Below are 26125 nucleotides of genomic sequence, written 5' to 3'. Positions count from 1 at the left end.
GCAGCCCCCGGCGTGGCACCCGCGCCTGGGGCTTACCTGCTTATCCGAGAGAGCGACAATGCCCACTTCCCTGCGACACCGCTTGCTGATCGCCACCCTGGTGGTGGTGGTCTTGGCGCTGGCGATCAATACCGCCGCCAGCTACTTCACCGTCAAGTCTCACAACGACGACCAGGTGGCCAGCAACCTGGCGGCCGTGGCCCAGGGCAACGGCCAGGCCATCGCCGAATGGGTCCAGTCTCGCGCCGCGACGCTCGAGGCCCTGCCCGACACGGCTCTTGAGTCCGACCCCCTGCCGGCGCTGCAGCTGCTACAACGGGCCGGCGACTTCCAGGCCACCTATCTGGCCGACCCGCAGAGCGGCGAGACCCACTTCCACGACGGCTGGCAGCCTCCCGCCGACTTCGACCCCCGCGAGCGCCCCTGGTACCGGCAGGCGGTGGAGGCCGGAGCGGCCATCGTCACCGCCCCCTATGTGGACGCCGTGACCGGCGGGCTGGTCGTTACCATGGCCGTCCCCTTGCTGAGCGATGGTCGCCTGCAGGCCGTGGCCGGCGGCGATGTCGGCATCGACAGCGTGGTCGAGATTGTGCGCGGTATCGCGCCCACGCCCAACAGCCTGGCCTTCCTGGTGGCCGCCGACGGCACGCTTGTGGCCCATCCCGACCCCGATCTCAGCCTTGAGCCGGTCAGCCGGCTCAACGAAGCCCTGAGCGGCGAGACCCTGGCGGCCCTTGGTGCCGCAAGCGACCCTCTGATGGTGAATCTGGCCGGCCGCGAGCGACGCCTGCTGAGCCAGCCCATTGCCGGCACCGACTGGCAGCTGGTGGTCGCTCTGGATGGCCACGACGCCACCGCCGGCCTGCGCGGCGTGCTGGCGTCGTCGCTGACCACCCTGCTGCTGGTGGCGCTGGCCACCGCCGTGCTGCTCGGTGCCCTGCTCAGGGTGATCTTCCGCCGATTGCTGGGCGTTCGTGATGCCATGGCGGAGATCGCCAGCGGCGAGGCCGACCTGACCCAGCGCCTGCCCGCGCAGGGGCGCGACGAGGTGGCCCAGATCGCCGGTGCCTTCAACCAGTTCGTGGAGCGCATGCAGGCGGTGATGCTGACCATTCGTGACGCCAGCCAGGAGGTAAGGGTGGCCGCGGGGGAGATCACCACCGGCGGCCAGGACCTCTCACGGCGCACCGAGAGCGCCGCCTCCAGCCTGCAGCAATCCTCCGCGTCCATCGAGGAGATCACCAGCACCGTGGCCCAGACCGCCGACGCCGCCCGGGAGGCGAGCCGGCTCTCCCAGGCGGCGGCCGAGCAGGCCGGCCAGGGCGGCGAGGTGGTCAGCCAGGTGGTGGCCACCATGGACGAGATCAGCGCCTCCTCGGCGCGCATTGGCGAGATCGTCAAGCTGATGGATGACCTCGCCTTCCAGACTAACCTGCTGGCGCTCAACGCCTCGGTGGAGGCGGCCCGGGCCGGTGAACAGGGTCGCGGCTTCGCGGTAGTCGCCGGCGAGGTGCGCAAGCTCGCCACCCGCTCCGCCGACGCCTCCCGGGAGATCCGCGGCCTGATCGAGGCCTCTGGCGCCCGGGTCGCCGACGGCACCGCCCTGGTGAATCGGGCCGGCGCGAGCATGGGCGAGCTGGTCGAGAGCGTGCAGCGCGTGGCCAGCGTGCTGGGCGAGATCAACGTGGCCGTGGGCGAGCAGCGCGACGGCATCGGGCAGGTCAACGTCGCCGTGGCCGAGCTCGACCGCGCCACCCAGCAGAACGCCGCCCTGGTGGAAGAGTCCACCACCGCCGCCGAGCACCTCAAGGAACAGGCCGACCGCCTAGCCGAGACGGTGGGCGGCTTCAGGCTGGGAGGCCAGGTGGCCGCACCACCGCAGGCGCCACGTGACTAACTGCTACCCTAGAGCAGCGCCGATGGCCGCTAGCTGGCCGGCAGGGGGCCAACAAGAGCGCCTCCTGGGCTATGATGGCCGGCAAAGGCTGGCAGCGACGCCGTTTTCCGTTGGGGGATGGGCGAAGAATCGTTTCTGCCGGCGTCCTATCCAGGCACGGGAGGGGATATGTCGCAAGTCACCCGCCAGAAACTGCCCATCGGTATTCAAGCCTTCGACAAGCTGCGCGAGGGTGGCTACTACTACGTCGACAAGACGCCAATGCTCCATCGGCTGGTGGAAGAGGGCGGCTACTACTTCCTCTCCCGGCCGCGGCGCTTCGGCAAGAGCCTGCTGCTCGACACCCTGCGCTGCCTGTTCGAAGGGCGCGAGGCCTTGTTTCAGGGGCTCGATATCCACGACAAGTGGGACTGGCAGGTGCAGCATCCGGTGATTCGCATCAGCTTTGCGGATGGCGTGATGCGTCGCCGCGACGAGCTGGACGCCCACATTCGTTATCAGCTGCTGCAGCACCGCGAGCGGCTGGGCATCGAAACGGCGCCGCCTGAGCTGATCGCCAACGATTTCTCCCAGCTGATCCGGCTGGCCCACGAGCGTCACGGTCAGCGGGTGGTGGTGCTGATCGATGAGTACGACAAGCCGATCCTCGACAATCTCCTCGAACCTGAAGCCGCCCGGGAGCTGCGTGACGGGCTCAAGAACCTCTACAGCGTGCTCAAGGATGCCGACCTGCACCTGGCCTTCGTGCTGCTCACCGGGGTCTCCAAGTTCAGCAAGGTGAGCCTCTTCTCCGGGCTCAACAACCTCAACGACATCACCCTGGACGCCCCCTTTGCCACGATCTGCGGCTACACCGACGAGGATATCGACACGGTATTCGCCCCGGAGCTCCCGGGGCTGGAGCGTGAGGCGATCCGCCACTGGTACAACGGCTACCGCTGGGGCGGGGAGGAGGTGACATCGGTCTACAACCCCTTCGACGTGCTGCTGCTGTTCCAGAAGCGCCAGTTCGGCGCCTACTGGTTCGAGAGCGCCACGCCGACCTTTCTGGTCGAGCTGCTCAAGGCCCGCGGCGTGTTTACCCCGGCGCTCACGGCCTGGCACAGCCGGCCCGCGCTGCTGGGCCGCTTCGATGTCGACGATATTGCCACCGAGGCGCTGCTCTTCCAGACCGGCTATCTGACGCTGCACGGCGTGCGCGAAGACATTCCCCACCGCCCCATTTACCGCCTGGGCTTTCCCAACCAGGAGGTGGAAAGCAGCCTCAACGAGGCGCTGCTGCCTGTGCTGGGTCTGGGCAACGATGCCCTGGACGAGCTGATGTTACGGCTGCCGGCCCTGCTCAAGGCCGCCGACATGCCGGGCCTGGAGACCTATTTCAAGGCCCTCTACGCCGGCCTGCCCCATGACTGGTACCGCAACAACCCTATCGCGAAATACGAAGGGCACTACGCCAGCGTCTTCTACAGCCACTTTGCCGCCCTGGGCGTGAGCGTTACCGTGGAAGACGCCAGCCACCATGGCCGGGTAGATATGACCGTGGATGCCTTCGGCCGCCTCTACCTGTTCGAGTTCAAGGTGGTGGAGCAGCTGCCCGACGGCAGCGCCCTCGCGCAGCTAAAGGCAAAAGGCTACGCCGACAAGTACCGCGGCCAGGGCAAGCCGATCCATATGATCGGCGTGGAGTTCTCCCGCGAGCGGCGGCAGATCGTCGCCTTCGAGGTGGAGACGCTGCCTGCCTAACGTTGGGTTCTTCGTAGGCTGGTGTGAATCGGCTCGGGCGGGGAGGTAAGCGGGCAGTGCGCTCGCCCGTGGCGCGTCAGCGGTTAGAGCGGGGAGCAGTCACAGGAGGGGACTCACCGCGTCCGGAGCGGCAGGTCGCAGCGCAGTGTCCCGCGCACGAAGCGTTCGGTCTCCACGCGGCCGGCAAGGCCTCGAGCGAAGTCCCGCTGGGTGCCGACCAGCCGGGCGCAGTCGGCGCCGGGGCGCGCGAGCTCTCTTTCGTGGCGGCAGAGCGTCACGGCCTGGCCATCGAAGGTGGCGTAGGCGTCCTGGCGCCTCCGGCCATCCCGGCTGGTGAGCGCCACCGGGACCGTCATACCGCTCACCGCATCGATGCCCGCCGGCGTCATGGCGTGCCAGCTGCTGCCCCTGCGCAGCTCGCCCTCCAGCACGCACTGCACCCGCTCGCCCGGCCGCGCCTCCTGGCGGCGAACCTCCAGTGCCAGCCGCGCCTCGCGGGCCTTCTCCTCCCGGGCGCGGGCCTCGGCGGCGCGCTGCTCGGCCCGGGCGCGATCCAGCGCCGCCTGCTGCTCCCGAGCCTGGCGCTGCTCGGTGGGCGTCATCGCCTCCCACTGCGCCTCGGGGATATCCAGCGGGTAGCGGGCTGCACAGCCCGCCAGCGGCAGTATCAAGCCCAGGGCCACGGCGGCTTGTACGATTGGGCGCTGAGGCGTCGGGAGTGTGTGCGGTGCATGGCGCATGGGGGCATCCTTGTCATCGGGTAGGCGGCAGGTCTGTCGTGCCCCTATCATGCTCACCCAAACGCGAAGGAAATTTGAACAAAAAACCGCCGCATTCTGCGATTCGATTCTCCGAATGAATCGGCAGTCGAGGCGGTGCAAGGCGGAAGCCTTGCCGGTTTGGCTGGATAAATATATAGTTAATTCATGGCCATTATTCGCTCCGATACGCTCACTCTCCAGGTTGCCAGCGCCGAGCAGCAAGCGGCACTGGCCGACACGCTGGCGCTATATCGTCGGCTGGTGCGCGATCTGATGACGGTGGCCTATACCCATTGGCCGGCAGTCGGTGTCTGTGAGTAAGCGGCCATCCTGGCGCGTCGTTTCTTGAAATGGCCTGACCCCCTACGCTGATCCCGTCATTCACCGACGGAGCATCAGTCCCCATGTCGAAGCGACGCCACTCCCGCCACCCCGCCTCGCAATGGCAGGCCTGGGTCGACGAACAGGCCCAAAGCGGGCTCTCCCAGCAAGCCTTCTGTCGGCAGGTAGGGCTTCCCGTCAGTTCCTTCAAGCTCTGGAAGCGGCGACTGGCCGGCGACGCACCAATGCCTTATCACAGGGCTGCCGAGCCGGCGCTCTTCGCACCCGTGTCAGTGCCAGAGGAAGATGCCATTAGTGACGAGCCCCGCGGCTGGGAGATCGAGCTCGACCTGGGCGATGGTGTCTGTCTGCGCTTTCGCCGGGGGGCATGATGCGCCCGCCGATCACGCTCTGGCTGTGCACCCAGCCCACCGACATGCGTTGCTCGTATGATGGGCTGGCCGCCCTGGTTCGCCGACAGCTGGGTCAGAATCCGCTGAGCGGGCACGGTTTCATCTTCATCAACCGGCGGCGCACCCAGCTCAAGTGCCTGTACTTCCAGGCCGGCGGCTACTGCGTGTGGAGCAAGCGCCTGGAGCGCGGACGTTTCGCCACCCTGTCGTCGTCCACCGCCGGCCAGGCGATCACGCTCAGCCCTGCCGAGTTCGAAGCCCTGATCGAGGGACTCGATCTGGTGGTCACGAAACGCCGCAAACGCTGGCATCCCAAGGTGTCAGCGGCCTGATGGCATGGTAAAATAACGGCCTGATTCACCAGGAAATATCGCCTCGTGTCGTCGCCGTCTCTGGAGCAGAAATACCAGCAATCTCTGGCCGAAAACTCGGTCCTCAGGGAAGAGAATGCGTCGCTCCAACGCCAGCTCGACTGGTTCAAGCGGCAGCTGTTCGGTCGCAAGTCGGAGCGCCTGCTGGCGATCGACCCGGCCGTGCAACAGAGCCTGCTCGGCAGTATGCAGGATCTGCCGGCTCCGCCGCCGCCCGAGCCTGATGAAGACGCCTCACCCGCCAAGACGCCGTCACGCAAGACGCGTCGTGATGCCGTCAACGACACCGGGCTGCGCTTCGATGCCTCGGTGCCGGTCAAGGTGATTGAGGTGGCACCGGACCTGCCCGAGGGCATGAGCCTGGACGACGTCGAGGTGATCGCCACGCGCAGCACCTTCCGCCTGGCGCAGCGCCGGGCCAGCTTCGAGGTGCTGGAGTATCGTTGCCCGGTGTTCAAGGTCAGCAAGGCGGCGCCGCCCCAGGCAACGTCAGCGCCGGCCACGCTGTTCGACGGCTCACTGGCCGACGTCAGCTTCATCGCCGGCCTGCTGGTCGACAAGTTCTGCTACCACCTGCCGCTCTATCGCCAGCATCAGCGCCTGCAGCAGGCCGGCATCCAGCTCAGTCGCACCACACTGACTCAGCAGGTGGCGCGAGCTGCGGCGTTGCTGTCGCCGATCCACCTGGCCCAGCTGGAGCACGTGCTGCAAAGCCAGGTGCTGGCCATGGACGAGACGCCGATCAAGGCGGGCCGCAAGACCAAGGGCAAGATGCAGGAGGCATGGTTCTGGCCGCTGTACGGTGACCACGACGAGATCAGCTTCACCTTTTCCCCGTCACGCGCCAAGGCCCACATCGACACGGTGCTGGGTGACCACTTCGAAGGCGTGCTGCTGACCGACGGCAACGCCTCTTATGCCCGCTATGCCGAGAAGCGCCCGGGGGTGACCCACGCCGAATGCTGGGCCCACGCACGGAGGCACTTCGAGAAGGCGCAGGGCAGTGATGACGCGGTTGAGGAAGGCCTGCTGCGGATCGCCGGGCTCTACAAGGCCGAGACCTGGATCCGTGAGAAGGGCCGCGAAGGACCGGAGAAACTCAAGGCGCGCACCGACTACAGCGAACCGCGGGTGCGAGCCTTCTGGCAATGGTGCGATCACCAGCTTCATCGGGACGATCTGGAGCCCCGCCACCCGCTGCGCAAGGCCGTCGAGTACGCGCTGAAGCGGCAGCGCAGTCTGGAGGTGTTCCTGTCCGATCCCGACGTGCCGATCGACACCAACCACTTGGAGCGTGGCCTGCGCTGCATTCCCATGGGTAAGAAAAACTGGATGTTCTGTTGGAGCGAGGTCGGCGCCGAGCACGTCGGCATCGTGCAGAGCCTGCTGACCACCTGCCGGCTGCAGGGTGTCGATCCCTACACCTACCTGGTCGATGTGCTCCAGCGCGTGGCCATCCACCCGGCCTCACGGGTCGACGAGCTGACGCCGCGCCGCTGGAAGGCCCAGTTCGCCGACACGCCGCTGCGCTCCGACATCGAGCGCTGAATCGACACCCGCCGGCGCATCGGGCAAGGTGGCGCCTTTCCCGATGCACGAGATCCGGTTCCCCATGCATATCGACGACATGAGCCTCGACCAGCTCCTGGCGCTCAACGAGCTTATCTGCCGCCGTATCGACGAACTCCAGGCCCGTCAGGAGATGGCGGTGTTGAGCCGCCTGACCCTGGGACAGGCCGTCTCCTTCGAGAGCCGCGAAGGTCAGGTGTTCGGTCGCGTCATCAAGATCAACCGCAAGACCGTCCTCGTGCAGTCGGAAGATCACCGGCAGTGGAAGGTCGCGGTGGCCCTGATCCAGCCACTACGCGACGTATAAGGCAAGCGGAAACCGGCACGCCTTGGAATGACCGGTTACGTCTGTGATGGCAATGACGCGGTCAAAGTGCTGGAAGGCCTGATCCACCCTACCCGAAAGCGCCCATCGGTGCGGTATGCCTACTTCTCCCGCCGCTACTACAAGTTCCCCTCCTACCTGCGCCGGGTGGCGATCATGGATGCGGTCGGCCAGGTGCGTTCTTTCGTCACGCGCTTCGACGCCTGGCGGCGTGGCGAGCGGAAACACCCACATGCTAAGCCACCGCGACTGACCGCCAGTACACGCACCTTCCCCAGCCTCTATGGTGGGCAGTGTGCCAAGGTCAATGCCGGTGCCACCCATGCCTTCATCAAGGTGCGGCAGCGCAATGACTGGCTCTGGGTGGGCTTTCGGCTCAAGGGCCAATGCCGCTTCCGCGGCAAGGGTCAGGCGAAATCGCCCCTGCTGACCTTCAACGGGCGGCAGTGGAAGCTGTCACTGCCCGAGCAGTTCGACCCACCCAAGCCCGCCAAGGGCGCACCGGATCGGGTGCTGGCGGTGGATGTCGGCATCAACACAGCGGCAACCTGGGCGGTGGTCGATGCTCAAGGCACTGTCCATGCGCGTGGCTTTCTCTCGCGCACGGATAAAGACCGGGAGTGTCGGCTAATGAACCGCATTCGCCAGGCTGCCAAAAAGCACACACGCCACGGCAGCCGTCTGCCACTGGGCTTCTGTGGTCGGGATCACGACCGGCTGACGCGCCTGGCCGACAATGAGGCGCACCAGATCAGTCGGCGTTTGGTGAATCTGGCGCTGGAACGCGACTGCCAGGCCGTGGTGGTCGAGAACCTGAAGGGCTGGCGTCCCAAGGGCGGACGCAAGCGCACGCCCATGAAGGCGCGCTTTCACCGCTGGTTTCATCGGCAGCTCGTGACGCGCCTCGACAGCAAGGCCGTCGAAGCTGGCCTGCGTTTCGTGGCGGTCTATACCCGAGGCACGTCAAGCCAGGCCTTCGACGGCTCGGGGCCGGTGAAGCGCGATAAGAACAACTACAGCCAGTGCACGTTTAGCTCCGGCAAGCGCTATCACGCCGATCTGAATGCGGCTTACAACATCGCCGCCCGCGGCCATGTCGTTTTCCAGGGAGGTCAGCGTAAGCCGACCGCCCGTATGAGATCGCAAATGCCGACTCATGCACCGAGAACCCCGGTATCGCTCTCCTCGCTCTGGCAACAGAGCGCGTGAGAGGGGTAAGAATCCGCGATTCTATTCTCTGAATGAATCGTCGGAGGGTTCAAAAAGCTGAAAGGGATCAGTTCGGAGGTGTTTGATAGGGCAGGGAAAACGCCTTGATGTGTTCGAAGGCTTCCTGCATCACAGTGTAACGCCGGTCTCGTGGGCGATGCGATGGATCGGCAGGTCGCAGCATAGTAGCTTCCGGGCTGAGGTTGCGACCCTGGTGGTCGAAGCGTGGCTGATTAGTGGCCGGCAACTGAGAATTTGCCCGATAAATGGCCGGCAAGTGGCCAATAAAGGCCTCAAAGCGCTATGCTGGCCGATAAGTGGCCGATAAGTGGCCGATAAGAACGCCGATCCGCCCCTGGAGCTGTTGTATGACAGAGCATGAATCCATCCGCCGGGCTGTTCTCGACTACCTCTCGGCACGAGGTGAGTGGCTTTCCTTGAGTGAGATTCTCGTTGCCCAGGGGAGCGACCTTGCGCCTCGTACCCTACGGCGCTGGCTCAAGGCGTGGGTCGAGCAGGGGGTGTTGGTGAGCCGTGGAGGCCAGCGTAACCGCCAGTACCGAGTGATATCCGACGGGGCCAGGGAGGTGGGGGGCAGTAGTAGCGCTGTGGCGCTCCCGGTGCCAGCCGAGCCCTTGAGCGAACGGGCGCGGGCCGCGCTGCGGCGCCTCGATGTGCCGATTTTCCAGCGCCCGGCCAGCACCTATCGGGATGAGTGGGTCGAGGCCTACGTTCCCAACCAGAGTTTCTATCTGAGCGAATCGCAGCGCGAAACGCTCTCTTCCAGCGGTAGCCGTTTTGCAGGTGTCATGCCAGCCGGTACCTTCGCCAGGCGCATTTACAATCGATTGCTGGTAGACCTCTCCTACAACTCCTCAAGGTTGGAGGGTAATACCTACTCCCTGGCGGAAACCGAGCGGCTGTTGCTGGAGGGCGTTGCCGCCGATGACAAGCTCGATGCCGAGCAGGCGATGATCCTCAATCACCGCGATGCGATCCAGTTCCTCGTCGAAGGGATCAACCGACTGGAGATTTCTGTCAGCAACATCCAGTCGCTTCACTACCTGCTGGCTGATGGTCTGGTCGCGCCGGGCATTGCCGGCGAGCTGCGGGATGAAGGGGTGAGAATCGGTGGGTCGCGCTACCTGCCTCTGGAGCGCCGCCATCAACTGCTGCCGCGCCTGGAGCGGCTGGTCGAGAAAGCACGAGCCATTCGTGACCCCTATGAGCAGAGCTTTTTCCTGCTGGTGCACTTGGCCTACCTTCAGCCCTTCGTGGACGTGAACAAGCGCACGGCGCGCCTGGCCGCCAACCTGCCACTGGTGCGCCACAATCTAGTGCCGCTCTCCTTTCACGATGTCGAGCCCGGCGACTACCACGCGGCCATTCTGGTGGCCTACGAGTTCAACGACGTCTCGCCTCTGGCAGAGCTCTATGTCTGGACCTACCTGTGCTCCTGCCGCGACTATGACGTAGCGGCCGAAGCCGTCGGCTTCGATCCGCTGCGGGTGAAATACCGCAAGCTCCGCCGCCAGATCATCGCCGAGATCGTGGCCGAATTGCTCACGGGGCCAGACATGGAGGCACGGATTCAGGCGCGCTGTCTCACCGTTCCCGAGCAGGATCGTGAACACTTCCTGCGCCACCTTCACGAGGATCTGCGCGTCCTGGCGCCCCATCGCATTGCCGGCATGGGCCTCTCCCAGCGGCAGCTTGACGCCTGGCTCGCCAGGTCGCGAGACCACCAACCCTAAAGTTCTCGCTTCCCCCGCCGATCCCCTTCCCCAGGAGGCAAATTCACCGGCAATAAGGCAGTGTGTTATGGCGAGTATTTCAGCCCTCGGCATCGGCTCCGGGCTCGACCTCAACGGGCTCCTGGATCAGCTCAACGAAGCAGAGCGCGGCAAGCTCGAACCCGTGGAGCGCCAGATCGAATCCCAGCAGGTCAGGATCTCCGCCTATGGCGAGCTGCAGGGGACGCTGGCCGCCTTCGAGGGCGCGGCGGGCCGTCTGGCGAGCCCCGAGCTCTTCCAGAGCCTCTCCGCCAATGTGACCGGCGACGCCCTGCAGGCCGCCGCCGACTCGGATGCCGCCCCTGGCCAGTACCAGCTGGAGGTGGAGCAGTTGGCCAGCGCCGGCAGCCTGGCCAGTCAGCGGATCGACGTGGCGCTCGACGAGGCCCTGACCGATAGCGACTCGACCCTTACCCTGGCGTTTGGCAACGCCCCGGAGGGGGAGCCCGATGCCATCGACATCCGCGTGGCGGCCGGCAGCACCCTCGAGGAGGTGCGCGACGCTATCAACGCCCATGAGAGTGCCAACGTCTCGGCAAGCGTGGTCAACGACGGCGAGGGCTATCGCCTGGCGCTGATGTCCAACGACACCGGCGAGGCGGCCTCCGTCACCGGCATGACCTTCGAAGATGGCTTCTTTGCCGATGGCGTGATCGTCAGCGATGCCGAAGACCCCGACGAAGGCCTGGTGGTCCAGCCAGGCCGCGATGCCGCCTTCAGCGTCAACGGCATCGGGATTACCAGCCCGACCAACCAGGTGGAGGGGGCCATTCAGGGGGTCACCCTGGACCTGCAGCAGCCGGGCAGCGCCACGCTCGGCGTGGAGCAGGACACCCTGGCGGTGCGCGAGGCGGTGAGCGGCTTCGTGGAGGCCTACAACTCGCTCAAGGGCACCATCGGCGAGCTGACCGCCTTCGATGCTGAATCCGGCCGGGCCGGCGAGCTGCTGGGCGACAGCGCGGTGCGCACCATCGAATCGCGGCTGCGAAGCGATCTCAGCGCCATGATGGGCGACCCTGCCCAGGGCGAGCTGGCCATGCTCAGCGAGCTTGGCATCTCGCTCTCCCTGGACGGCACCCTGAGCCTGGATAGCGCCGAGCTCGACATGGCCATCGCCAACGACATGGGTGCCGTGGAGCGTTTCTTCGCCGGCGGCGAGGATGCCCCGGGCATGGCCGGGCGCCTGGCGGAGACCAGCGGCCAACTGCTGGGCAGCAACGGCGCGCTCACCAACGCCATCGGCGGCGCCGAGAACCGCATCGAGAGCCTCAACCAGCGCTACGTGCGCATGGAGCAGGGCATTGCCCAGACCATCGAGCGCTACCGGGTGCAGTTCGGTCAGCTCGACGGCATGATCGCCCAGATGAACCAGACCAGCGATTACCTGACCCAGCAGTTCGCCGCCATGGATGCCCAGCTGGGCCGGGACTGATCCGTCACCTATGACATGCTAAAGTTCCTCGGGCGCTTGCCGATAACAGGCTAAAGCCCCTATGGGTATCCGCGCCTCGCGCGCCTACTGAGGAACTTCCATGTCAACCATCACGGCCCTCGGCGTTGGCTCTGGCCTGGACCTTTCCGGTCTGCTCGATCAGCTGCGCGATGCGGAGCGCGGCAAGCTCGCCCCCCTGCAGGCACAGAGGGAGCAGCAGCAGGCGAAGATCTCCGCCTTCGGCCAGCTGCAGTCTTCCTTGACCAAGTTTCAGGACAGCGTGGCCAAGCTCAACGACGCCTCGCTGTTCCAGAGCCTCTCCGCCAACGTACGCGGCGAGGCCTTTACCGCCACCACCAGCAAGGCGGCCCAGCCCGGGACCTTCAGCGTCGAGGTCACCCAACTGGCGCGTGCCGGCACCCTGGCCACCCAGCGGGTGGAAGCTGCCGATACCGCCATTGTCGATGCCGATACCCAGCTCGAGCTCACCTTTGCCGGCATGGCGCCGGGCGATGAGCCCCTGAAGATCGATATTGCAGCCGGCGCGAGCCTGGAAGACATCCGCGACGCCATCAACGCCACGAAGGAGAGCGGCGTCAGCGCCTCCATCGTCAACGACGGCAGCGGCTTCCGCCTGGCGCTGAACAGCACCGAAACCGGCGCCGAGGCCTCCATCGCCTCTACCAACTTCTTAGACATCCTCGGCGCGGAGGCCCAGGCGGCCATCACGGCAGATAACGATGCCGAGCCGGGCAGCAATACGGTGATCACCCAGGCGGGGCAGAACGCTGAGCTCAAGGTCAACGGCATCGACATCACCAGCGCCACCAATAAGGTGGAGGGCGCTATCCAGGGCGTGACCCTGAACCTGGAACAGACCACCGAGGCGGGGCAGCCCATCACCCTGCGGGTGGAGCAGGACACCCTGAAGGCTCGGGAGGCGGTGCAGGGCTTCGTCAAGGCGTTCAACGAGCTTAAGGGCACCATCGGCAAGCTCACCTCCTTCAATGCCGAGACCGGCCAGGCCGGCGAGCTCAACGGCGACAGCGCCGTGCGCACCATCGAGGCGCGCCTGCGCAGCGTGCTCTCCGGTGGAACAGGTGAAGGAGAGCTGCGCATGCTCAGCCAGGTGGGCATCACCCTGCAGCGCGATGGCACCCTGAAGCTCGATGACGCCAAGCTCAACGAACTCACCAGCGGTAACATGGCCGCCCTGGGCGAGTTCTTCGCCGGCGCCGACGCCAAGGGCGGCCTGGCCGGTAGCCTCAACGGTACCCTGGAGCAGCTGCTGGACGGCAACGGCATCGTCAAGCGCTCCATCAGCGGCGCCGAGACCCGCATGAAGAGCCTGGGCGAACGCTTCGAGCGCATGGAGGTCTCCATCGAGCGCACCATCGACCGCTACCGAGTGCAGTTCGGCCAGCTCGACTCGATGATCGCCCAGATGAACCAGACCAGCGCCTACCTCACCCAGCAGTTCGATATGCTGGCGGACCTGGGCAACCCCAGGAAGCGGTAGCGGCGCCGTGATCCAGACACCCGCCTTGGCGCCGGTGGCCAAGGCGGGCGTGGTCCGCCCCTCAGCCGCGCCAGAGCGGGCGGTTCTCCTCAAGAGTGGCGTTCAGCCGCTGCTGTATCTCCCGGCGCACCCCGTCGCTGACCCCCAGCGCCCTGGCGGTTGAGCTCCAGCCGCTGATCGCCGTCACGACCTCCTCGATCGTCTCTCTTGCCTCGCGCCAGCGCGCGAAACCGGCCTGATCGGCCAGCACCTGAACGGCCTTGAGCGGTGGGGCCTTGCCATACCCCTTGAACGCCGTGGCGTGTTCACCATAGGGGCTCGGGCTGAAGGTCAGGTCGTAGCCGGGCGAGGGGCGCCATTGGCCTTCATCGTCCAGAAGGAACGCCCAGTTCTTGCTGTGATCGTCCTGGTTGCAGGCGAACAGGTTGAAGAGGGCGCGACGAAACAGCTGCCTGCCGACGGCAGGGCTGGCGCAGAGCACCTGGCCGGCCTTGATCAGATCCTCGTAATCCAGAGAGGGGAGGCGAAAATCGGCATCCAGCAGTGCGCAGGCGCTGCTCATGTGATACCGGCCCCGTTCGCTGGAGCTCGCGCTGCAGTCGAAGCGCCGCAGTGCCAGCCACCCAAGCGCCGGGGAACCTTCGGGCGGCGTGATCAGCTTCCAGCTCGGTGTTTCGATGCCGCTGCGCTGGGCAAGAGTCAGGTAGGCGGCCTCGCATAGCCCCTCTTCATGCCCCAGTGCCAGCGTGCCGGAGGTGAACTTGACCAGCCAGGGCTCCAGCCCTGTGCGGGGGTGGGTGCTGGCCCGGTCGGGAGTCTCCGGGGAGAGATACACCAGCACCTTGGGGCGGGCCCCGCCCGAGCTGCCGGCCTGTGCCAGGGAGGCCAGTACGGTGTCGGTCTGGCCCTCGAAGAGCCGGCGGGCCTGTTCGCCCAGCTCGCGCAGGCTGCACTCGGGGGCGGTGTCGCCGTCAGCGCCAAGCGCCGATGCCGGGGAATAGCGCAAGGCCCCCATGCCGTGTTCGCCCACAAAGGCCAGCCGATCCATCGGCGTCACGTCATGGGGTGAAATGCCGTGCTGGCGAAACAGGCGGTCCATCAGCATCATGCCCCAGCCGTCCGGCAGCGAGTCGGCGAAGAGACCATGCAGCCCCCGGTGCGGGGAGCGAGGGGCGGCCTGCAGCCGGGTGTCGAAGGCCAGCTGAAACGGCGCGAGGTTGTGGAAGGCCTGGCAATAGGCGTCGTCATACTGGAAGAACACGCCCTGGCGATTCTGCGCCAGCCGGCCCACCGCAACCTGGCGGCCGTCGCCGAGGGTGCGCCACACCTCCAGCTGCCGCACGGGCGTGAACTCACTCATCGCGGAGCACCTCTTCGATGCTGCGTGGCGCCTCAGGCGTTGGCGCCGCCAGCGCCGCGATTCGCTCCAGTCGATCCACGCACTGCCACAGCAGCAGGAACTGGCGCAGGGAAATCTGCCCGGTGGTTTCAAACCGCTTGATCGTTGGGGCCGGTACCCCGCTGCGCTCTGCCAGGGCGCTACGCGAAAGCTTCAGCTCGCGCCGGTGGCGGCGCACAGCCTTGGCAAGATCGTGCTGGGTGTCGCTGGCGGTGAGGAGAGAGAGACGCATCAATGAATCCATCGTGGGGCATCATGATGTCTATTTTAGCAGAAAATTGATTACTTTAGACATCATGATATCCAGGTGGAATAGCCTTGCGCCTGGTTGGCCGGCAGCTGGCTGCCGGCAACTGAAGCGGGAACGGCCAGGGCGGCTCTTCGGCTTTCCAGCCCCTTCATCACCAGTCCCTCCTTCCCCGCAGCGCCCGGCTCCGCCGGGCGCTGGCCTTTCCGGGTTATCTACAGGCCAGATTTACCTTTTGTTACGCACTGTCAAGGCAAATGTCACAAATTATTTCGCCACGGGCCTAAAGGTTTCCCCGGGGCCGCCGTTATAGAGAGTAACGGCCAACGGCGCCGTTGTGGCAGGCCCGCTGGGCCTTGAAAGACCAATCGCAGCGGGCCCGCCAATGGAGCCCCCAACAGCTTGGAAGGAATCACACCATGTCAGTGATCAATACCAACATTACCTCCATGATTGGCCAGTCCAATCTGTCCAAGTCCCAGAACGCGCTGCAGACCTCCATGGAGCGTCTCTCCTCCGGCCTGCGCATCAACAGCGCCAAGGACGACGCCGCCGGTCAGGCCATCGCCAACCGCATGACCGCTCAGATCACCGGTCTGGCACAAGCACAAAGGAACGCCAACGACGGTATCTCCGTTGCGCAGACCGCTGAAGGTTCGCTGAACCAGGTCAACGACAACCTGCAGCGTATTCGTGAACTGTCTGTTCAGGCCGAGAATGACACTAACTCCGCTGAAGACCTGGAATCCATCCAGAACGAAATCGGTCAGCGTCTGAACGAAATCAACCGAATCGCTGAAGAAACCAGCTTCAACGGCGTAAAAGTTCTGGCTAGCGATCAAAAGCTGAATATTCAGGTTGGCGCAAACGACGGAGAAACCATCTCCATCAACCTTCAGGAAATCAATCAGGCCACTCTCGGACTTAATAGCTTTGATGTAACAAAGTCTGTCGATGTTGGCCTTAGTGAGTCTATTACCGAGAACTCAGCTGGTGGCGCCATCACCGTTACAGGTGGCACTCTTCATGAAGTGGTTGGCGATGACGGGAAAGGCACCGGCGATTATGTCATCAAAGACGCTAATGGCACCCTTTTTGCCGCTGAAGCCGCTTTCGACATCGCGACCAGTACTACCGCTGCTATAAAGACTGTTAACGATGGTGCTGCTGTACCTAACGCAGTTAACGTCAAGTACTCTTCTGATGGTGAGTATGTGACTGCTACCGGTACTAACGGCGATAGAAACCTTACTCTTGCTGCTGTAGCAACAATCGATACGACAGTAGCGGCTGAGGTTGATTCAGTTGGCGAGGATGGCCTTTTCAAAGGCGAGGTTGATCAAACCAGCTCGACTGATGCGAACGCTTATAACCCGCTGGGCTCGCTTGACTCCGCTCTCAAGACTGTCGACTCTCTGCGCTCTGACTTGGGTGCCGTGCAGAACCGCTTCGAAGACGCTATCACCAACCTGAACACCAACGAGACCAACCTCGCAGCCGCTCGTTCGCGCATCGAAGATGCCGACTACGCCTCTGAAGTGGCCAACATGACCCGCGCGCAGATCCTGCAGCAGGCCGGCACTTCCGTACTGGCACAGGCCAACCAGATCCCGCAGAACGTTCTTTCTCTGCTGGGTTAATCCGGGACTTGAGCCTATAGGGAAGAGTTTCCTTCCCTTGGTACTGCCATCGAACCGGCTCCATTCGTGGGGCCGGTTTTTTCCAATGGATACGACGACGCTAGCAGGTGGAAAAGATGGAACAGATCGATGCGCGTGAGCTGACCCGCGATGTACTGCCCAAGCTCAAGGCAACCGAGCATCTGATCGACAACACGCTGAAGATGCGTATCGAGACATGTCAGGATGAAACGGAGCGAGAGCGCTTGACACGTATTCAGCAGGAGTTCGAGCTGGAGATGATGATGATCCGCATGAATCTTGAACACCTGCTCAAGCGCTACTCCGATCAGCTCAAGGCTGCGTCAGAAGGGCGGCAGCATTTCACTAGCCCGCTTCTGGAGATGGATGACTCGGAATCGGTGGCCATCGAAAGTGCCAAGCGGCTGTACCGTCGTGCCCAGGAGTTGCAGACGAGGTGAGAGGATGACCGAGAATCAGCACCAGCAAATCATTGATGAGCTTCAGACCGTGCTGGACGATACTCGCGCCACGATGGAGCGATTCGAGGCCACCGGCATGGACGAGCAGATGCCGGAGGACTATGACAAGCTGCTGAAGATTCTGGACGATGCCGTGAAGCAGCAACGTGAGCATACGCTGGCGATGCTGGGCTGATGGGGGAGAGGCCTGCCTGCTTTCCCTGTTAGCCAGCCCGAAGCTGTGTCTCGGCGAAGTCCAGCAGCCGCTGGTAGTCGCGCTGGCGTATCACGCTCTCGACGATGCCGGCGTCAAGGTTCAGATAGTCATGTACCAGGGCGTTGCGCAGGCCGATGACCTTGTTCCAGGGGGTGCCGCTGTCGTCATGGCCGAGGCGGTGCAGCTTGGCGAAGGCCTGCCTTGCCTCGCTGGGCACGGCCTGCCCCAGTGCCTTCAGGCGCTGCTTGGCGATGCCGATACAGGCCTCGGTCAGCAGCTGCAGGTTGCGCTCGGCGGCACGATAGAGCAGCGGGCTCAGCCCGCTCGGCTGCGTGGCGGCTTGTGAGAGCTGCTCCAGCTCCTCGGCGAGGGTGGCCAGGTGCTCCCGCATGGCGTCGATATATTCGCGTTCCATAGGAGGTCGGCTCGGTCGATCAGGCGAAATGGCGCTGGTGGTAAAGGTGGTCGATCTCCCACATCGAGCCGATTCGCTGTTCCTCTCGAATCAGCCTCAGGCGATCGTTGGCCTGAAGCACGCGCCCGGTGCGGATGATGACATGCGCCAGGGGCAGCGGCGCCAGGTTGATGTCCACCATCGAGAGCCGGCCCTCCGCCAGGTTGATGTCCACCATCGAGAGCCGGCCCTCCGCCAGGCCAAGGGCATCCTGCCAGGCTTGCGCCAGGAGCTCGGGGCGCAGGCGCCTCTCCAGCGGGTCCTTATCGAACTCCCTGAAGGCAACGGCCAGATCAAAGTCGCTGGCTGGCGTCGCTGTGCCCTTGGCCCGTGAGCCATAGAGCCACAGCACGGCGATTTCGTCGCTGTGGGACGCCAGATCGGCAAGAGCGTCCTGGATGGCGGTGGAATCCTGCATGGGTCCTGCCTTGGCAATCGGCTGAGCAAGCTTACGGCAGTCTAGCATTCGGCCAGGTGAATCTATAATCGCCGCTGGTACGCACCAATGGACTCTGATCTGAGCAGGTGCCTGGGGCATGCCGCGAAATTTCTGGGGGCAAATGCTCAGAGTGCTACACTGGCGCTTCTGCTGAACCGTGGTACTCGGAGGCGCCATGTCCACCCTCGCTCGCAAGAAGCTGCCCATCGGTATCCAGTCCTTCGAGAAACTTCGCAAGGAAGGGTGCTATTACGTCGACAAGACACCCCTGCTGCATCGGCTGGTAGAGGAGGGCGGTTATTACTTTCTCTCGCGCCCGCGGCGCTTCGGCAAGAGCCTGCTGCTGGATACCCTGGCCTGCCTCTTCGAGGGGCGCGAGGCGCTGTTCGAAGGGCTCTATATCCACGACAAGTGGGAGTGGCAGCGCCGCCATCCGGTGATCCGGCTGAGCTTCGGCGATGGCGTGCTGCAGAGCCGCGAGGCCCTGGACGTTCGCATCCGCGACCAGCTGTTCCGGGAGCGTGAGCGCCTGGGGGTGTCGCTTACGCGTGATACCGACATTGCCGGGGAGTTTTCGGCGCTGATTCGCGATGCCCATGCCCAGCATGGCGAACGCGTCGTGGTGCTGATCGACGAGTATGACAAGCCGATCCTCGATAACCTACTGGAGCCCGAGCGCGCCCGAGCCCTGCGCGAGGGCTTGAAGAACCTCTACAGCGTGCTCAAGGATGCCGACCCGCACCTGGCCTTCGTGCTGCTCACCGGCGTCTCCAAGTTCAGCAAGGTGAGCCTTTTCTCGGGGCTGAATAATCTGCGTGATATCACCCTTTCGCCTGCCTATGCCGCGCTCTGCGGCTATACCGATGCCGACCTCGAGATGGTGTTCGCCGCCGAGCTCCCGGGGCTGGATCGTGACCAGATTCGCCACTGGTACAACGGTTATCGCTGGGGCGGGGCTGAGGTGACGGCTGTCTACAACCCCTTCGATGTGCTGCTGCTGTTTCAGGAGCGAGCGTTCGGCCCCTACTGGTTCGAGAGCGCCACGCCGACGTTTCTGGTGGAGCTGCTCCGGCAGCGGGGCGTGTTCACGCCGGCCCTGACCGCCTGGCATAGTCGGCCGGCGCTGCTGGGGCGTTTCGATGTGGACGATATCGCCACCGAGGCGCTGCTCTTTCAGGCGGGCTACCTGACGCTCCACGAGGTGCGCGAGGAGATTCCCCACCGGCCTTTCTACCGTCTGGGTTTCCCCAACCAGGAGGTGGAGATGAGCCTCAACGAGGCGCTGCTGCCGGTGCTGGGCCTGAACGATGATGCCCAGGACGAGCTGATACTGCGGCTGCCGGGCCTGCTTAAAGCCGCCGACTTTGCGGGCCTGGAGAGCTACTTCAAGGCGCTGTATGCCGGCCTGCCTCACGACTGGTACCGCAATAACCCGATCGCGAAATATGAAGGACACTATGCCAGTGTCTTCTACAGCCACTTCGCCGCCCTGGGGGTGCGGGTCACGGTGGAGGATGCCAGCCACCACGGCAGGGTGGACATGACCGTGGAGGCCTTCGGGCAGCTCTACCTGTTCGAGTTCAAGGTGGTGGAGCAGCTGCCCGAGGGGCGGGCCCTGGAGCAGCTAAAAGCCAAAGGCTACGCCGACAAGTACCGCGACCGGGGTATGCCGATCTACCTGGTGGGCGTGGAGTTCTCGAAGGAGCAGCGCCAGATCGTGGCTTTCGAGGTGGAGGAGGCAATCACGGGCTGAGGCAACTGCCCGTGCCGGCCAGCACAGAGCGCCCTGCAGGCCTCTATGGAGCGTCTGCTGAACCGTCGTGCCCGGAGGCGCCATGTCCACCCTCGCTCGCAAGAAGCTGCTCATCGGTATTCACCCCTTCAAGTGATCGACCGCCACTGGCACAGCCTAGTGGGGGAGAGGGTAGCCCTCGGCAATCGACAACATGTGCAACATATTGAACATGTCTGATGTCTATGCTATCGTGAGCACAATGCAATGACCGTGGAGAAGTGCCATGAGGGTCGTGTCCTTTACCGAAGCAAGAAACGGGCTAAAGAGCGTGCTGGACAGTGTGATTAACGATGCCGATACGGCCATCATCACACGTCGAGACTCTGAAGATGCCGTCGTGATGTCACTCGATTACTACAACAGCCTGATGGAAACCGTGCACCTGCTTCGCTCCCCAGCGAATGCGGCACATCTGAACAGATCGATTGAGCAGTACCGTTCAGGAAAAGTCGTTGAGCGTAAGTTGCTCGATGACGATGAGTAATCGACTGCTGTGCTGGACGGATGAGTCATGGCGTGATTATGTCTATTGGCAACGTCAAGATAAGAAAACGCTAAAGAGAATCAATAAGCTAATAGCGGACGTCAAGCGCTCGCCGTTTGAAGGTATTGGTAAGCCCGAGCCACTAAAGGAGAACCTGTCCGGTTTTTGGTCTCGACGCATTGACGAATCAAACCGACTGGTTTACGTGGTGGAGGAGTCTTCGATCACGATCATCTCTTGCAGGTACCACTATTGAACCTTGATGGTTTCGCGCAAGTTTGGCGTGGTGACTGCTCCCCGCCCGGCTGGGCGAGGCTTCACGCGGATTCTTGCTGAGAAGGTGCCTGGGAGGAAAAGCTCAGAATGCCCAGCAGACCTCCATGGAGCGTCCGGTGCTACACTGGCGCTCTGCTGCACGGCCACGCTTGGAGACGCCATGGTCACCGCCGCTCGCAAGAAACTGCCCATCGGTATCCAGTCCTTCGAGAAACTTCGCAAGGAAGGGTGCTATTACGTCGACAAGACACCCCTGATGCATCGGCTGGTAGAGGAGGGCGGTTATTACTTTCTCTCGCGCCCGAGGCGCTTCGGCAAGAGCCTGCTGCTGGATACCCTGGCCTGCCTCTTCGAGGGGCGCGAGGCGCTTTTCCATGGGCTTTATATCCACGACAAGTGGGAGTGGCAGCGCCGCCATCCGGTGATCCGGCTGAGCTTTGGCGATGGCGTGCTGCAGAGCCGCGAGGCCCTGGATGTTCGCATCCGTGATCAGCTGTTCCGGGAGCGTGAGCGCCTGGGGGTATCGCTGAATCGCGAGACCGACATTGCCGGGGAGTTTTCGGCGCTGATTCGCGACGCACACGCCCGGCATGGCGAACGCGCGGTGGTGCTGATCGACGAATATGACAAGCCAATCCTCGATAACCTGCTGGAGCCGGAGCGTGCCCGGGCGCTGCGCGAGGGGTTGAAGAACCTCTACAGCGTGCTCAAGGATGCCGACCCGCACTTGGCCTTCGTGCTGCTTACCGGCGTCTCCAAGTTCAGCAAGGTGAGTCTCTTCTCTGGCCTGAACAACCTCAACGACATCACCTTGGATGCCCCCTACGCCACGCTCTGCGGCTATACCGATGCGGATATCGACCAGGTGTTTGCCGCAGAGCTGCCTGGATTGGATCGCGAGGCGATCCGCCACTGGTACAACGGTTACCGCTGGGGCGGGGAGGCCGTGGCGTCGGTCTATAACCCCTTCGATGTGCTGCTGCTGTTTCAGAAGCGAGCGTTCGGCGCCTACTGGTTCGAGAGTGCCACGCCCAGCTTCCTTGTGGAGCTGCTCCGGCAGCGCGGTGTGTTCACTCCGGCCCTGACCGCTTGGCATAGTCGCCCGGCGCTGCTGGGCCGTTTCGATGTGGACGATATCGCGACGGAAGCGCTGCTTTTTCAGGCGGGCTACCTGACGCTGCACGAGGTGCGCGAAGAGATTCCTAACCGGCCTTTCTATCGTCTGGGCTTCCCCAACCAGGAGGTGGAGATGAGCCTCAACGAGGCGCTGCTGCCAGTGCTGGGGCTGAACGACGATGCCCAGGACGACCTGATACTGCGGCTGCCAGGCCTGCTGAGAGAGGCGGACTTTGCGGGGCTGGAGTCCTACTTCAAGGCGCTCTATGCTGGCCTGCCCCACGACTGGTATCGCAACAATCCTATCGCCAGGTACGAGGGCCACTATGCCAGCGTCTTCTACAGCCACTTCGCTGCCCTGGGGGTGCGGGTCACGGTGGAGGATGCCAGCCACCACGGCCGGGTAGACATGACCGTGGAGGCCTTCGGGCACCTCTACCTGTTCGAATTCAAGGTGGTGGAGCAACTGCCCGAGGGCAGTGCCCTCGCCCAGCTCAAGGCTCGCGGCTACGCGGACAAGTATCTTGGCCGGGGCATGCCCGTTCACCTGGTGGGCGTGGAGTTCTCCCGGGAGCAGCGCCAGATCGTGGCCTTCGAGGTGGAGCAGGCGCAACTCGGGTGAGCGGGAGCTCTCGTGGTAGCATCGCCGCCCCGAGAGGTCGCCACTAGTCAGGTATAAGGAGCCAATGTGTCCGAGCACTTCCCTGAAGATCCTGCCCTTGACCTGTTCTGGGCTTTGATGGAGGTGGATTGGCCGACTGCCTTCGATGCCGCCACCCTGTCGCGTGGCCTGGGGTACGCCCATAAGGGGCGTGTATATGGCGGGTTCAACCTGCAGGTCGGCAAAGACATGCTGGGGATACACGGGCGGGTGGCTGGGGGGCGCAAGCAGGCCTACATGACGCAGGTCTATCTTGACCCCAAGGGGCTCGACAAGGGGCTCTTTACCCTCTGCAACTGCCCGGTCGGCGTGCGCTGCAAGCATGCGGTGGCGCTGATCGAGACCTTCATGGAGCAGATGGCCGAGGAGGGTGGCACCTGGCATGAGGAAAGCGCCGAGCCGTCTCCCGACTCGCCCCCTGCACCGCCGCACGCCAACTCGTCGTCGCCTGCCGAGCTGGCATCTGCCAGAAGCGAGCGGCTGAAGCGCGACTGGGAGGCTTGGCTGGCCGCCCCGGCTCACCCAGGCCCTGACAGCGAGCGCGTTGGCGAGGAGTATCGCCTGGCGCTGTTTCTGAGCGTCCCCGGTGCCTATCGTGACCCGATACTGCGGGTGGTGCCGGTGTGGGTGCGCCCGTCGCGTCAGAGCCGGCGTCATACGGGCTGGGTAGCGCCGCGGATCATCGAATCTGGCCCCCATGGTTTGCAGCCGGTTCCCGAAGGCGGCTGGTCGGCCGATCTTGAGGAAGCCCTGACCCTGCTGTTGCACGGCCAACGAGAGTCCACCTGGGTGTCCGGCCAGGTGCGCGGCGCCACCCTGGTGTCTCAGCCCTTCCAGGCCCGGGCGCTGTGGCGCCTGCTGGAAGCTGAGGCTCCCCCGCTGCTGTTCCACGAGAAGCAGACCGGCTCGCCGCTGGCGCTGGGGCCTGCCGGGCAGTTGGCACCTTACTGGCAAGCCGATGAGGAGGGTGTCCAGCACCTTGAGCTGGACGTCCAGCCCGCTGACTTGCTCTCTCCAGCGGGGATCGTCCTACGCGCAGGGCGCGAGCTGTGTTACCTGGACGTTGAGCAGGGCCTCTTCGGGCGCATGGCGGGGGACCCGGAATGGCTCAGCCGGGTCGAGCGGGCGCCGCCACTGCCCCCTGAGATGAGCGGCTGGTTGAGTGAGCGCCTGCGCGAGGCGCCGGCGCTGGCCGAGACCCTGGTCGCGCCGCACCAGATCGAGGAGCGCCACCTGGATGATGTGGCGCCGCGCCTCAAGGTCACCATGCAGGCTGCCGCGGGGCAGCTGGGCTTTCGTGATGGGGCCCCGCTGCCGCGCTGGGTCGAGGTGGGGGCCGCGGTGGTGAGTTTCGACTACGCAGGCATCGAGGTGGTGCCTGAGCGTGGCGAGCGCGTACAGGGCTTTCGCGACGGCCAGCGCCTGATCATCCGGCGCGATACCGAGGCGGAGCTGGCGCTGGTGCGCAGCCTGCCGCCGGGCATGGTCACCCTGGAGCGACTACGCGAACTAGGCGTGGTGCCGGCCTATCTGAAGCTTCCCAACTGGTCGCTCCTGCTGCCTGTCGCGGGACGCCTGCCGGCCACGGTCCTGGAGTGGTCGACCCACCTGGCCGGCCCCGATGACTGGTGGGAGATGATTGCCCGGCTGCGGCAGGCCGGTTGCCTGGTTCACTTCAGCGACGACTTCCCCGAGGAGCCGACCTACGTCGAACCGGATGACTGGTACGGCGAACTGGAGCCGGCCGGCAACGGCTGGTTCGACCTGGCGCTGGATATCGAAGTGGAAGGCGAGCGCCTCAACCTGCTACCGATCCTGCGCCGCCTGTTTCGGGATCCCGGCTTCCCGCTGGAGCCCGCCGAGGACGAAGCCGAGGATGCCAGCTGGACGCTGCCCCTGGCGGAGAATCGGCGCCTGGTGATGCCGCTCTCGCGCCTGCGCGCGCTGATGGCGCCTATCCTGGATTGGCTCAGCGACGAGAGTGACCCGGAGGCTGCGCTGCGTTTACCGGTGACCGCCGCCGAGAAGGTCGCGCCGCTTGCCGAACACGAGCGCTGGGCGGGGCGAGAAGACGTGACTGCCCTGGCCAGCCGCCTGCGCGCACTGCCCGCCAGCCTGCCGGCTCCCCCAGGCTTTACCGGGGAGCTGCGCGACTACCAGGCCCGCGGCATCGCCTGGATGCGCTTTCTCTCCGAGCTGGGCACCGGCGGCATCCTGGCCGACGACATGGGCCTGGGCAAGACCGTCCAGGTATTGGCGCATCTGCTCGATGAGCGCGCCCGCGGGGCGCTGACCCGCCCGACCCTGGTGGTGGCGCCCACCAGCCTGGTGGGCAACTGGTGCGCCGAGGCTGAACGCTTCGCCCCCGAGCTCAACGTCGTCGCCCTGCAGGGGGGTAAGGCTCAGCGCGAGCGCCAGTTCGGGGAGGCGCTTCCCAGTGCCGACCTCGCGGTGACCACCTATGCGCTGCTGATCCGCGATCTCGAGCGCCTGCGCGAGCACGACTTCGGCCTGCTGGTGCTGGACGAGGCCCAGGCGATCAAGAACGCCGCCAGCCAGACCGCCCGCGCGGTACGCGAGCTCAATGTGGCCCGCGCCATCGCCATGACCGGCACGCCACTGGAGAACCACCTCGGTGAGCTGTGGGCGCAGCTCAACGCCGTGGCCCCCGGTGCCCTGGGCAGCCAGCAGTGGTTCGGTCAGCGCTTTCGCACCCCCATCGAGAAAGAGGGCGACGTCGAACTGCGCCAGCGGCTCTCCCGGCGCATCGCCCCGCTGATGCTGCGCCGGACCAAGCAGCAGGTGCTCGCCGAGTTGCCGGAGAAGACCGAGACCCGTCGCGAGGTCACCCTGAGCGGCGCCCAGCGCGAGCTCTACGAGAGCCTGCGCCTGGCCCAGCACCAGCGGGTGCAGCAGGCGGTGGCCGAGCGCGGCCTGGCCGGCTCAGGCATCGTGATGCTCGATGCGCTGCTCAAGCTGCGCCAGGTGTGCTGCGACCCGCGGCTGGTCAAGCTGGAGAGCGTGCGCAAGACGAAACGCTCGGCCAAGCTCGAACAGCTGCGCGAACTGGTGGCGCCGTTGGTGGAGGAGGGGAGGCGTATCCTGATCTTCTCCCAGTTCACCGAGATGCTCACGCTGATCGGTGAGGCCCTGGAGAAGGACGGCATCCCCTTCACCACCCTGACCGGCGACACGCCGGGCAAGACCCGCACGCAGCGGGTGGCGCTGTTCCAGCAGGGCGAGATCCCGGTGTTTCTGATCAGCCTCAAGGCCGGCGGCACCGGGCTCAACCTCACCGCCGCGGACACCGTGATCCACTACGATCCCTGGTGGAATCCGGCGGTGGAGGCCCAGGCCACCGGCCGTGCCCACCGCATGGGCCAGCAGAACCCGGTGTTCGTCTACAAGCTGGTGTGCGCCGGCACCGTGGAAGAGCGCATTCTCGACCTGCAGGCGCGCAAGGCCGATCTCGCTGCCTCGATCCTAGAGGGCGGTGCCGAGCGCCCGAGTGAGGGCCCGATGTTCGACGAAGAGGACCTGGCGCTGCTCTTTGCCCCGGTCGTCTAGAGCGGGTGAGCCAGGC

General features: G+C 64.7%; 24 protein-coding genes. 19 read left to right on the top strand and 5 right to left on the bottom strand.

All coding sequences use genetic code 11. The annotated features are described in order from the left end of the window. Window positions 1–58: 58 nt before the first annotated feature. Window positions 59–1897, top strand: coding sequence for a methyl-accepting chemotaxis protein (locus HIR79_RS15165; protein WP_169958963.1), 1839 nt, complete (start codon window positions 59–61; stop codon window positions 1895–1897). 168 nt (window positions 1898–2065) lie between these two features. Then, window positions 2066–3640: a PD-(D/E)XK nuclease domain-containing ATP-binding protein gene (locus HIR79_RS15160; protein WP_110069282.1), complete on the top strand. Its 1575-nt coding sequence runs from the start codon at window positions 2066–2068 to the stop codon at window positions 3638–3640. 113 nt (window positions 3641–3753) lie between these two features. Here the strand turns inward: HIR79_RS15160 and HIR79_RS15155 are convergent, their stop codons facing one another. Continuing rightward, window positions 3754–4380 carry a hypothetical protein gene (locus HIR79_RS15155; RefSeq protein ID WP_169958962.1) on the bottom strand — a complete coding sequence of 209 codons (627 nt, stop codon included), beginning with the start codon at window positions 4378–4380 and terminating at the stop codon, window positions 3754–3756. 186 nt (window positions 4381–4566) lie between these two features. Here HIR79_RS15155 and HIR79_RS15150 point away from each other — a divergent pair, with 186 nt between their 5' ends. From HIR79_RS15150 to fliD (HIR79_RS15110), 9 genes are all read left to right on the top strand, one after another. Next, window positions 4567–4722, top strand: coding sequence for a hypothetical protein (locus HIR79_RS15150; RefSeq protein WP_211620846.1), 156 nt, complete (start codon window positions 4567–4569; stop codon window positions 4720–4722). An 83-nt stretch (window positions 4723–4805) separates the two neighbouring features. Beyond that, window positions 4806–5114, top strand: coding sequence for an IS66 family insertion sequence element accessory protein TnpA (gene tnpA / locus HIR79_RS15145; RefSeq protein WP_110068988.1), 309 nt, complete (start codon window positions 4806–4808; stop codon window positions 5112–5114). Then, window positions 5114–5467, top strand: coding sequence for an IS66 family insertion sequence element accessory protein TnpB (gene tnpB / locus HIR79_RS15140; protein WP_169956277.1), 354 nt, complete (start codon window positions 5114–5116; stop codon window positions 5465–5467). The genes tnpA and tnpB overlap by 1 nt, the downstream gene beginning before the upstream one ends. A gap of 45 nt (window positions 5468–5512) precedes the next feature. Further along, the gene (gene tnpC, locus HIR79_RS15135; protein WP_211620843.1) at window positions 5513–7054 is read left to right on the top strand and encodes an IS66 family transposase; all 1542 of its coding nucleotides are present in this window, start codon (window positions 5513–5515) and stop codon (window positions 7052–7054) included. A 43-nt stretch (window positions 7055–7097) separates the two neighbouring features. After that, window positions 7098–7382 (top strand): transposase, encoded by a 285-nt coding sequence (locus HIR79_RS15130; protein WP_249322172.1) that lies wholly within the window; start codon window positions 7098–7100, stop codon window positions 7380–7382. Window positions 7383–7409: 27 nt separating this feature from the next. After that, a complete protein-coding gene (locus tag HIR79_RS15125; protein ID WP_169958961.1) occupies window positions 7410–8609 on the top strand; it encodes an IS200/IS605 family accessory protein TnpB-related protein in 1200 nt (399 codons plus the stop codon). A 368-nt stretch (window positions 8610–8977) separates the two neighbouring features. Beyond that, window positions 8978–10363 (top strand): Fic family protein, encoded by a 1386-nt coding sequence (locus tag HIR79_RS15120; RefSeq protein ID WP_169958960.1) that lies wholly within the window; start codon window positions 8978–8980, stop codon window positions 10361–10363. 67 nt (window positions 10364–10430) lie between these two features. Beyond that, window positions 10431–11834, top strand: coding sequence for a flagellar filament capping protein FliD (fliD, locus tag HIR79_RS15115; protein ID WP_169958959.1), 1404 nt, complete (start codon window positions 10431–10433; stop codon window positions 11832–11834). Between the two features lie 100 nt (window positions 11835–11934). Beyond that, the gene (fliD, locus tag HIR79_RS15110) at window positions 11935–13353 is read left to right on the top strand and encodes a flagellar filament capping protein FliD (RefSeq protein WP_169958958.1); all 1419 of its coding nucleotides are present in this window, start codon (window positions 11935–11937) and stop codon (window positions 13351–13353) included. A 61-nt stretch (window positions 13354–13414) separates the two neighbouring features. Here fliD (HIR79_RS15110) and HIR79_RS15105 read toward each other — a convergent pair whose 3' ends face one another. Further along, window positions 13415–14713 (bottom strand): type II toxin-antitoxin system HipA family toxin, encoded by a 1299-nt coding sequence (locus HIR79_RS15105; RefSeq protein WP_169958957.1) that lies wholly within the window; start codon window positions 14711–14713, stop codon window positions 13415–13417. Continuing rightward, window positions 14706–14996, bottom strand: coding sequence for a helix-turn-helix domain-containing protein (locus tag HIR79_RS15100; protein ID WP_502708653.1), 291 nt, complete (start codon window positions 14994–14996; stop codon window positions 14706–14708). The genes HIR79_RS15105 and HIR79_RS15100 overlap by 8 nt, the downstream gene beginning before the upstream one ends. Before the next feature lie 422 nt (window positions 14997–15418). Here HIR79_RS15100 and HIR79_RS15095 point away from each other — a divergent pair, with 422 nt between their 5' ends. The 3 genes from HIR79_RS15095 (at window position 15419) to HIR79_RS15085 (ending at window position 17296) form a co-directional block, all read left to right on the top strand. Continuing rightward, the gene (locus tag HIR79_RS15095) at window positions 15419–16639 is read left to right on the top strand and encodes a FliC/FljB family flagellin (protein ID WP_169958956.1); all 1221 of its coding nucleotides are present in this window, start codon (window positions 15419–15421) and stop codon (window positions 16637–16639) included. A gap of 116 nt (window positions 16640–16755) precedes the next feature. Next, a complete protein-coding gene (locus HIR79_RS15090; protein WP_169958955.1) occupies window positions 16756–17100 on the top strand; it encodes a hypothetical protein in 345 nt (114 codons plus the stop codon). Window positions 17101–17104: 4 nt separating this feature from the next. Beyond that, window positions 17105–17296, top strand: coding sequence for a hypothetical protein (locus tag HIR79_RS15085; protein WP_169958954.1), 192 nt, complete (start codon window positions 17105–17107; stop codon window positions 17294–17296). A 28-nt stretch (window positions 17297–17324) separates the two neighbouring features. Here the strand turns inward: HIR79_RS15085 and hepT are convergent, their stop codons facing one another. Beyond that, the gene (hepT, locus tag HIR79_RS15080; RefSeq protein ID WP_169958953.1) at window positions 17325–17732 is read right to left on the bottom strand and encodes a type VII toxin-antitoxin system HepT family RNase toxin; all 408 of its coding nucleotides are present in this window, start codon (window positions 17730–17732) and stop codon (window positions 17325–17327) included. A 19-nt stretch (window positions 17733–17751) separates the two neighbouring features. Beyond that, the gene (gene mntA / locus HIR79_RS15075; RefSeq protein ID WP_169958952.1) at window positions 17752–18189 is read right to left on the bottom strand and encodes a type VII toxin-antitoxin system MntA family adenylyltransferase antitoxin; all 438 of its coding nucleotides are present in this window, start codon (window positions 18187–18189) and stop codon (window positions 17752–17754) included. A gap of 196 nt (window positions 18190–18385) precedes the next feature. On the opposite strand from mntA, the gene HIR79_RS15070 reads away from it, so the two are divergent. From HIR79_RS15070 to HIR79_RS15050, 5 genes are all read left to right on the top strand, one after another. Further along, complete coding sequence (locus HIR79_RS15070) at window positions 18386–19963, top strand: PD-(D/E)XK nuclease domain-containing ATP-binding protein (protein WP_169958951.1); 1578 nt, start codon at window positions 18386–18388, stop codon at window positions 19961–19963. A 265-nt stretch (window positions 19964–20228) separates the two neighbouring features. After that, window positions 20229–20489 (top strand): type II toxin-antitoxin system Phd/YefM family antitoxin, encoded by a 261-nt coding sequence (locus tag HIR79_RS15065; protein WP_110070796.1) that lies wholly within the window; start codon window positions 20229–20231, stop codon window positions 20487–20489. After that, window positions 20482–20745, top strand: a complete 264-nt coding sequence (locus tag HIR79_RS15060) for a Txe/YoeB family addiction module toxin (protein ID WP_110070795.1) — start codon at window positions 20482–20484, stop codon at window positions 20743–20745. The genes HIR79_RS15065 and HIR79_RS15060 overlap by 8 nt, the downstream gene beginning before the upstream one ends. Window positions 20746–20925: 180 nt before the next feature. Beyond that, entirely contained in the window at window positions 20926–22503 is a 1578-nt protein-coding gene (locus tag HIR79_RS15055) for a PD-(D/E)XK nuclease domain-containing ATP-binding protein (protein WP_169958950.1), read from the top strand. A 276-nt stretch (window positions 22504–22779) separates the two neighbouring features. Next, window positions 22780–26109 (top strand): DEAD/DEAH box helicase, encoded by a 3330-nt coding sequence (locus HIR79_RS15050; protein WP_169958949.1) that lies wholly within the window; start codon window positions 22780–22782, stop codon window positions 26107–26109. The last annotated feature ends 16 nt before the right edge of the window (window positions 26110–26125 follow it).

The sequence above is a fragment of the Halomonas sp. PGE1 genome (assembly GCF_013000985.1).
In the GTDB taxonomy this organism is placed as follows: Bacteria; Pseudomonadota; Gammaproteobacteria; order Pseudomonadales; family Halomonadaceae; genus Halomonas; species Halomonas alkalicola.
Note: the sequence above shows the minus strand (reverse complement) of the source record. Positions and strands in the feature narration are given on the sequence as shown.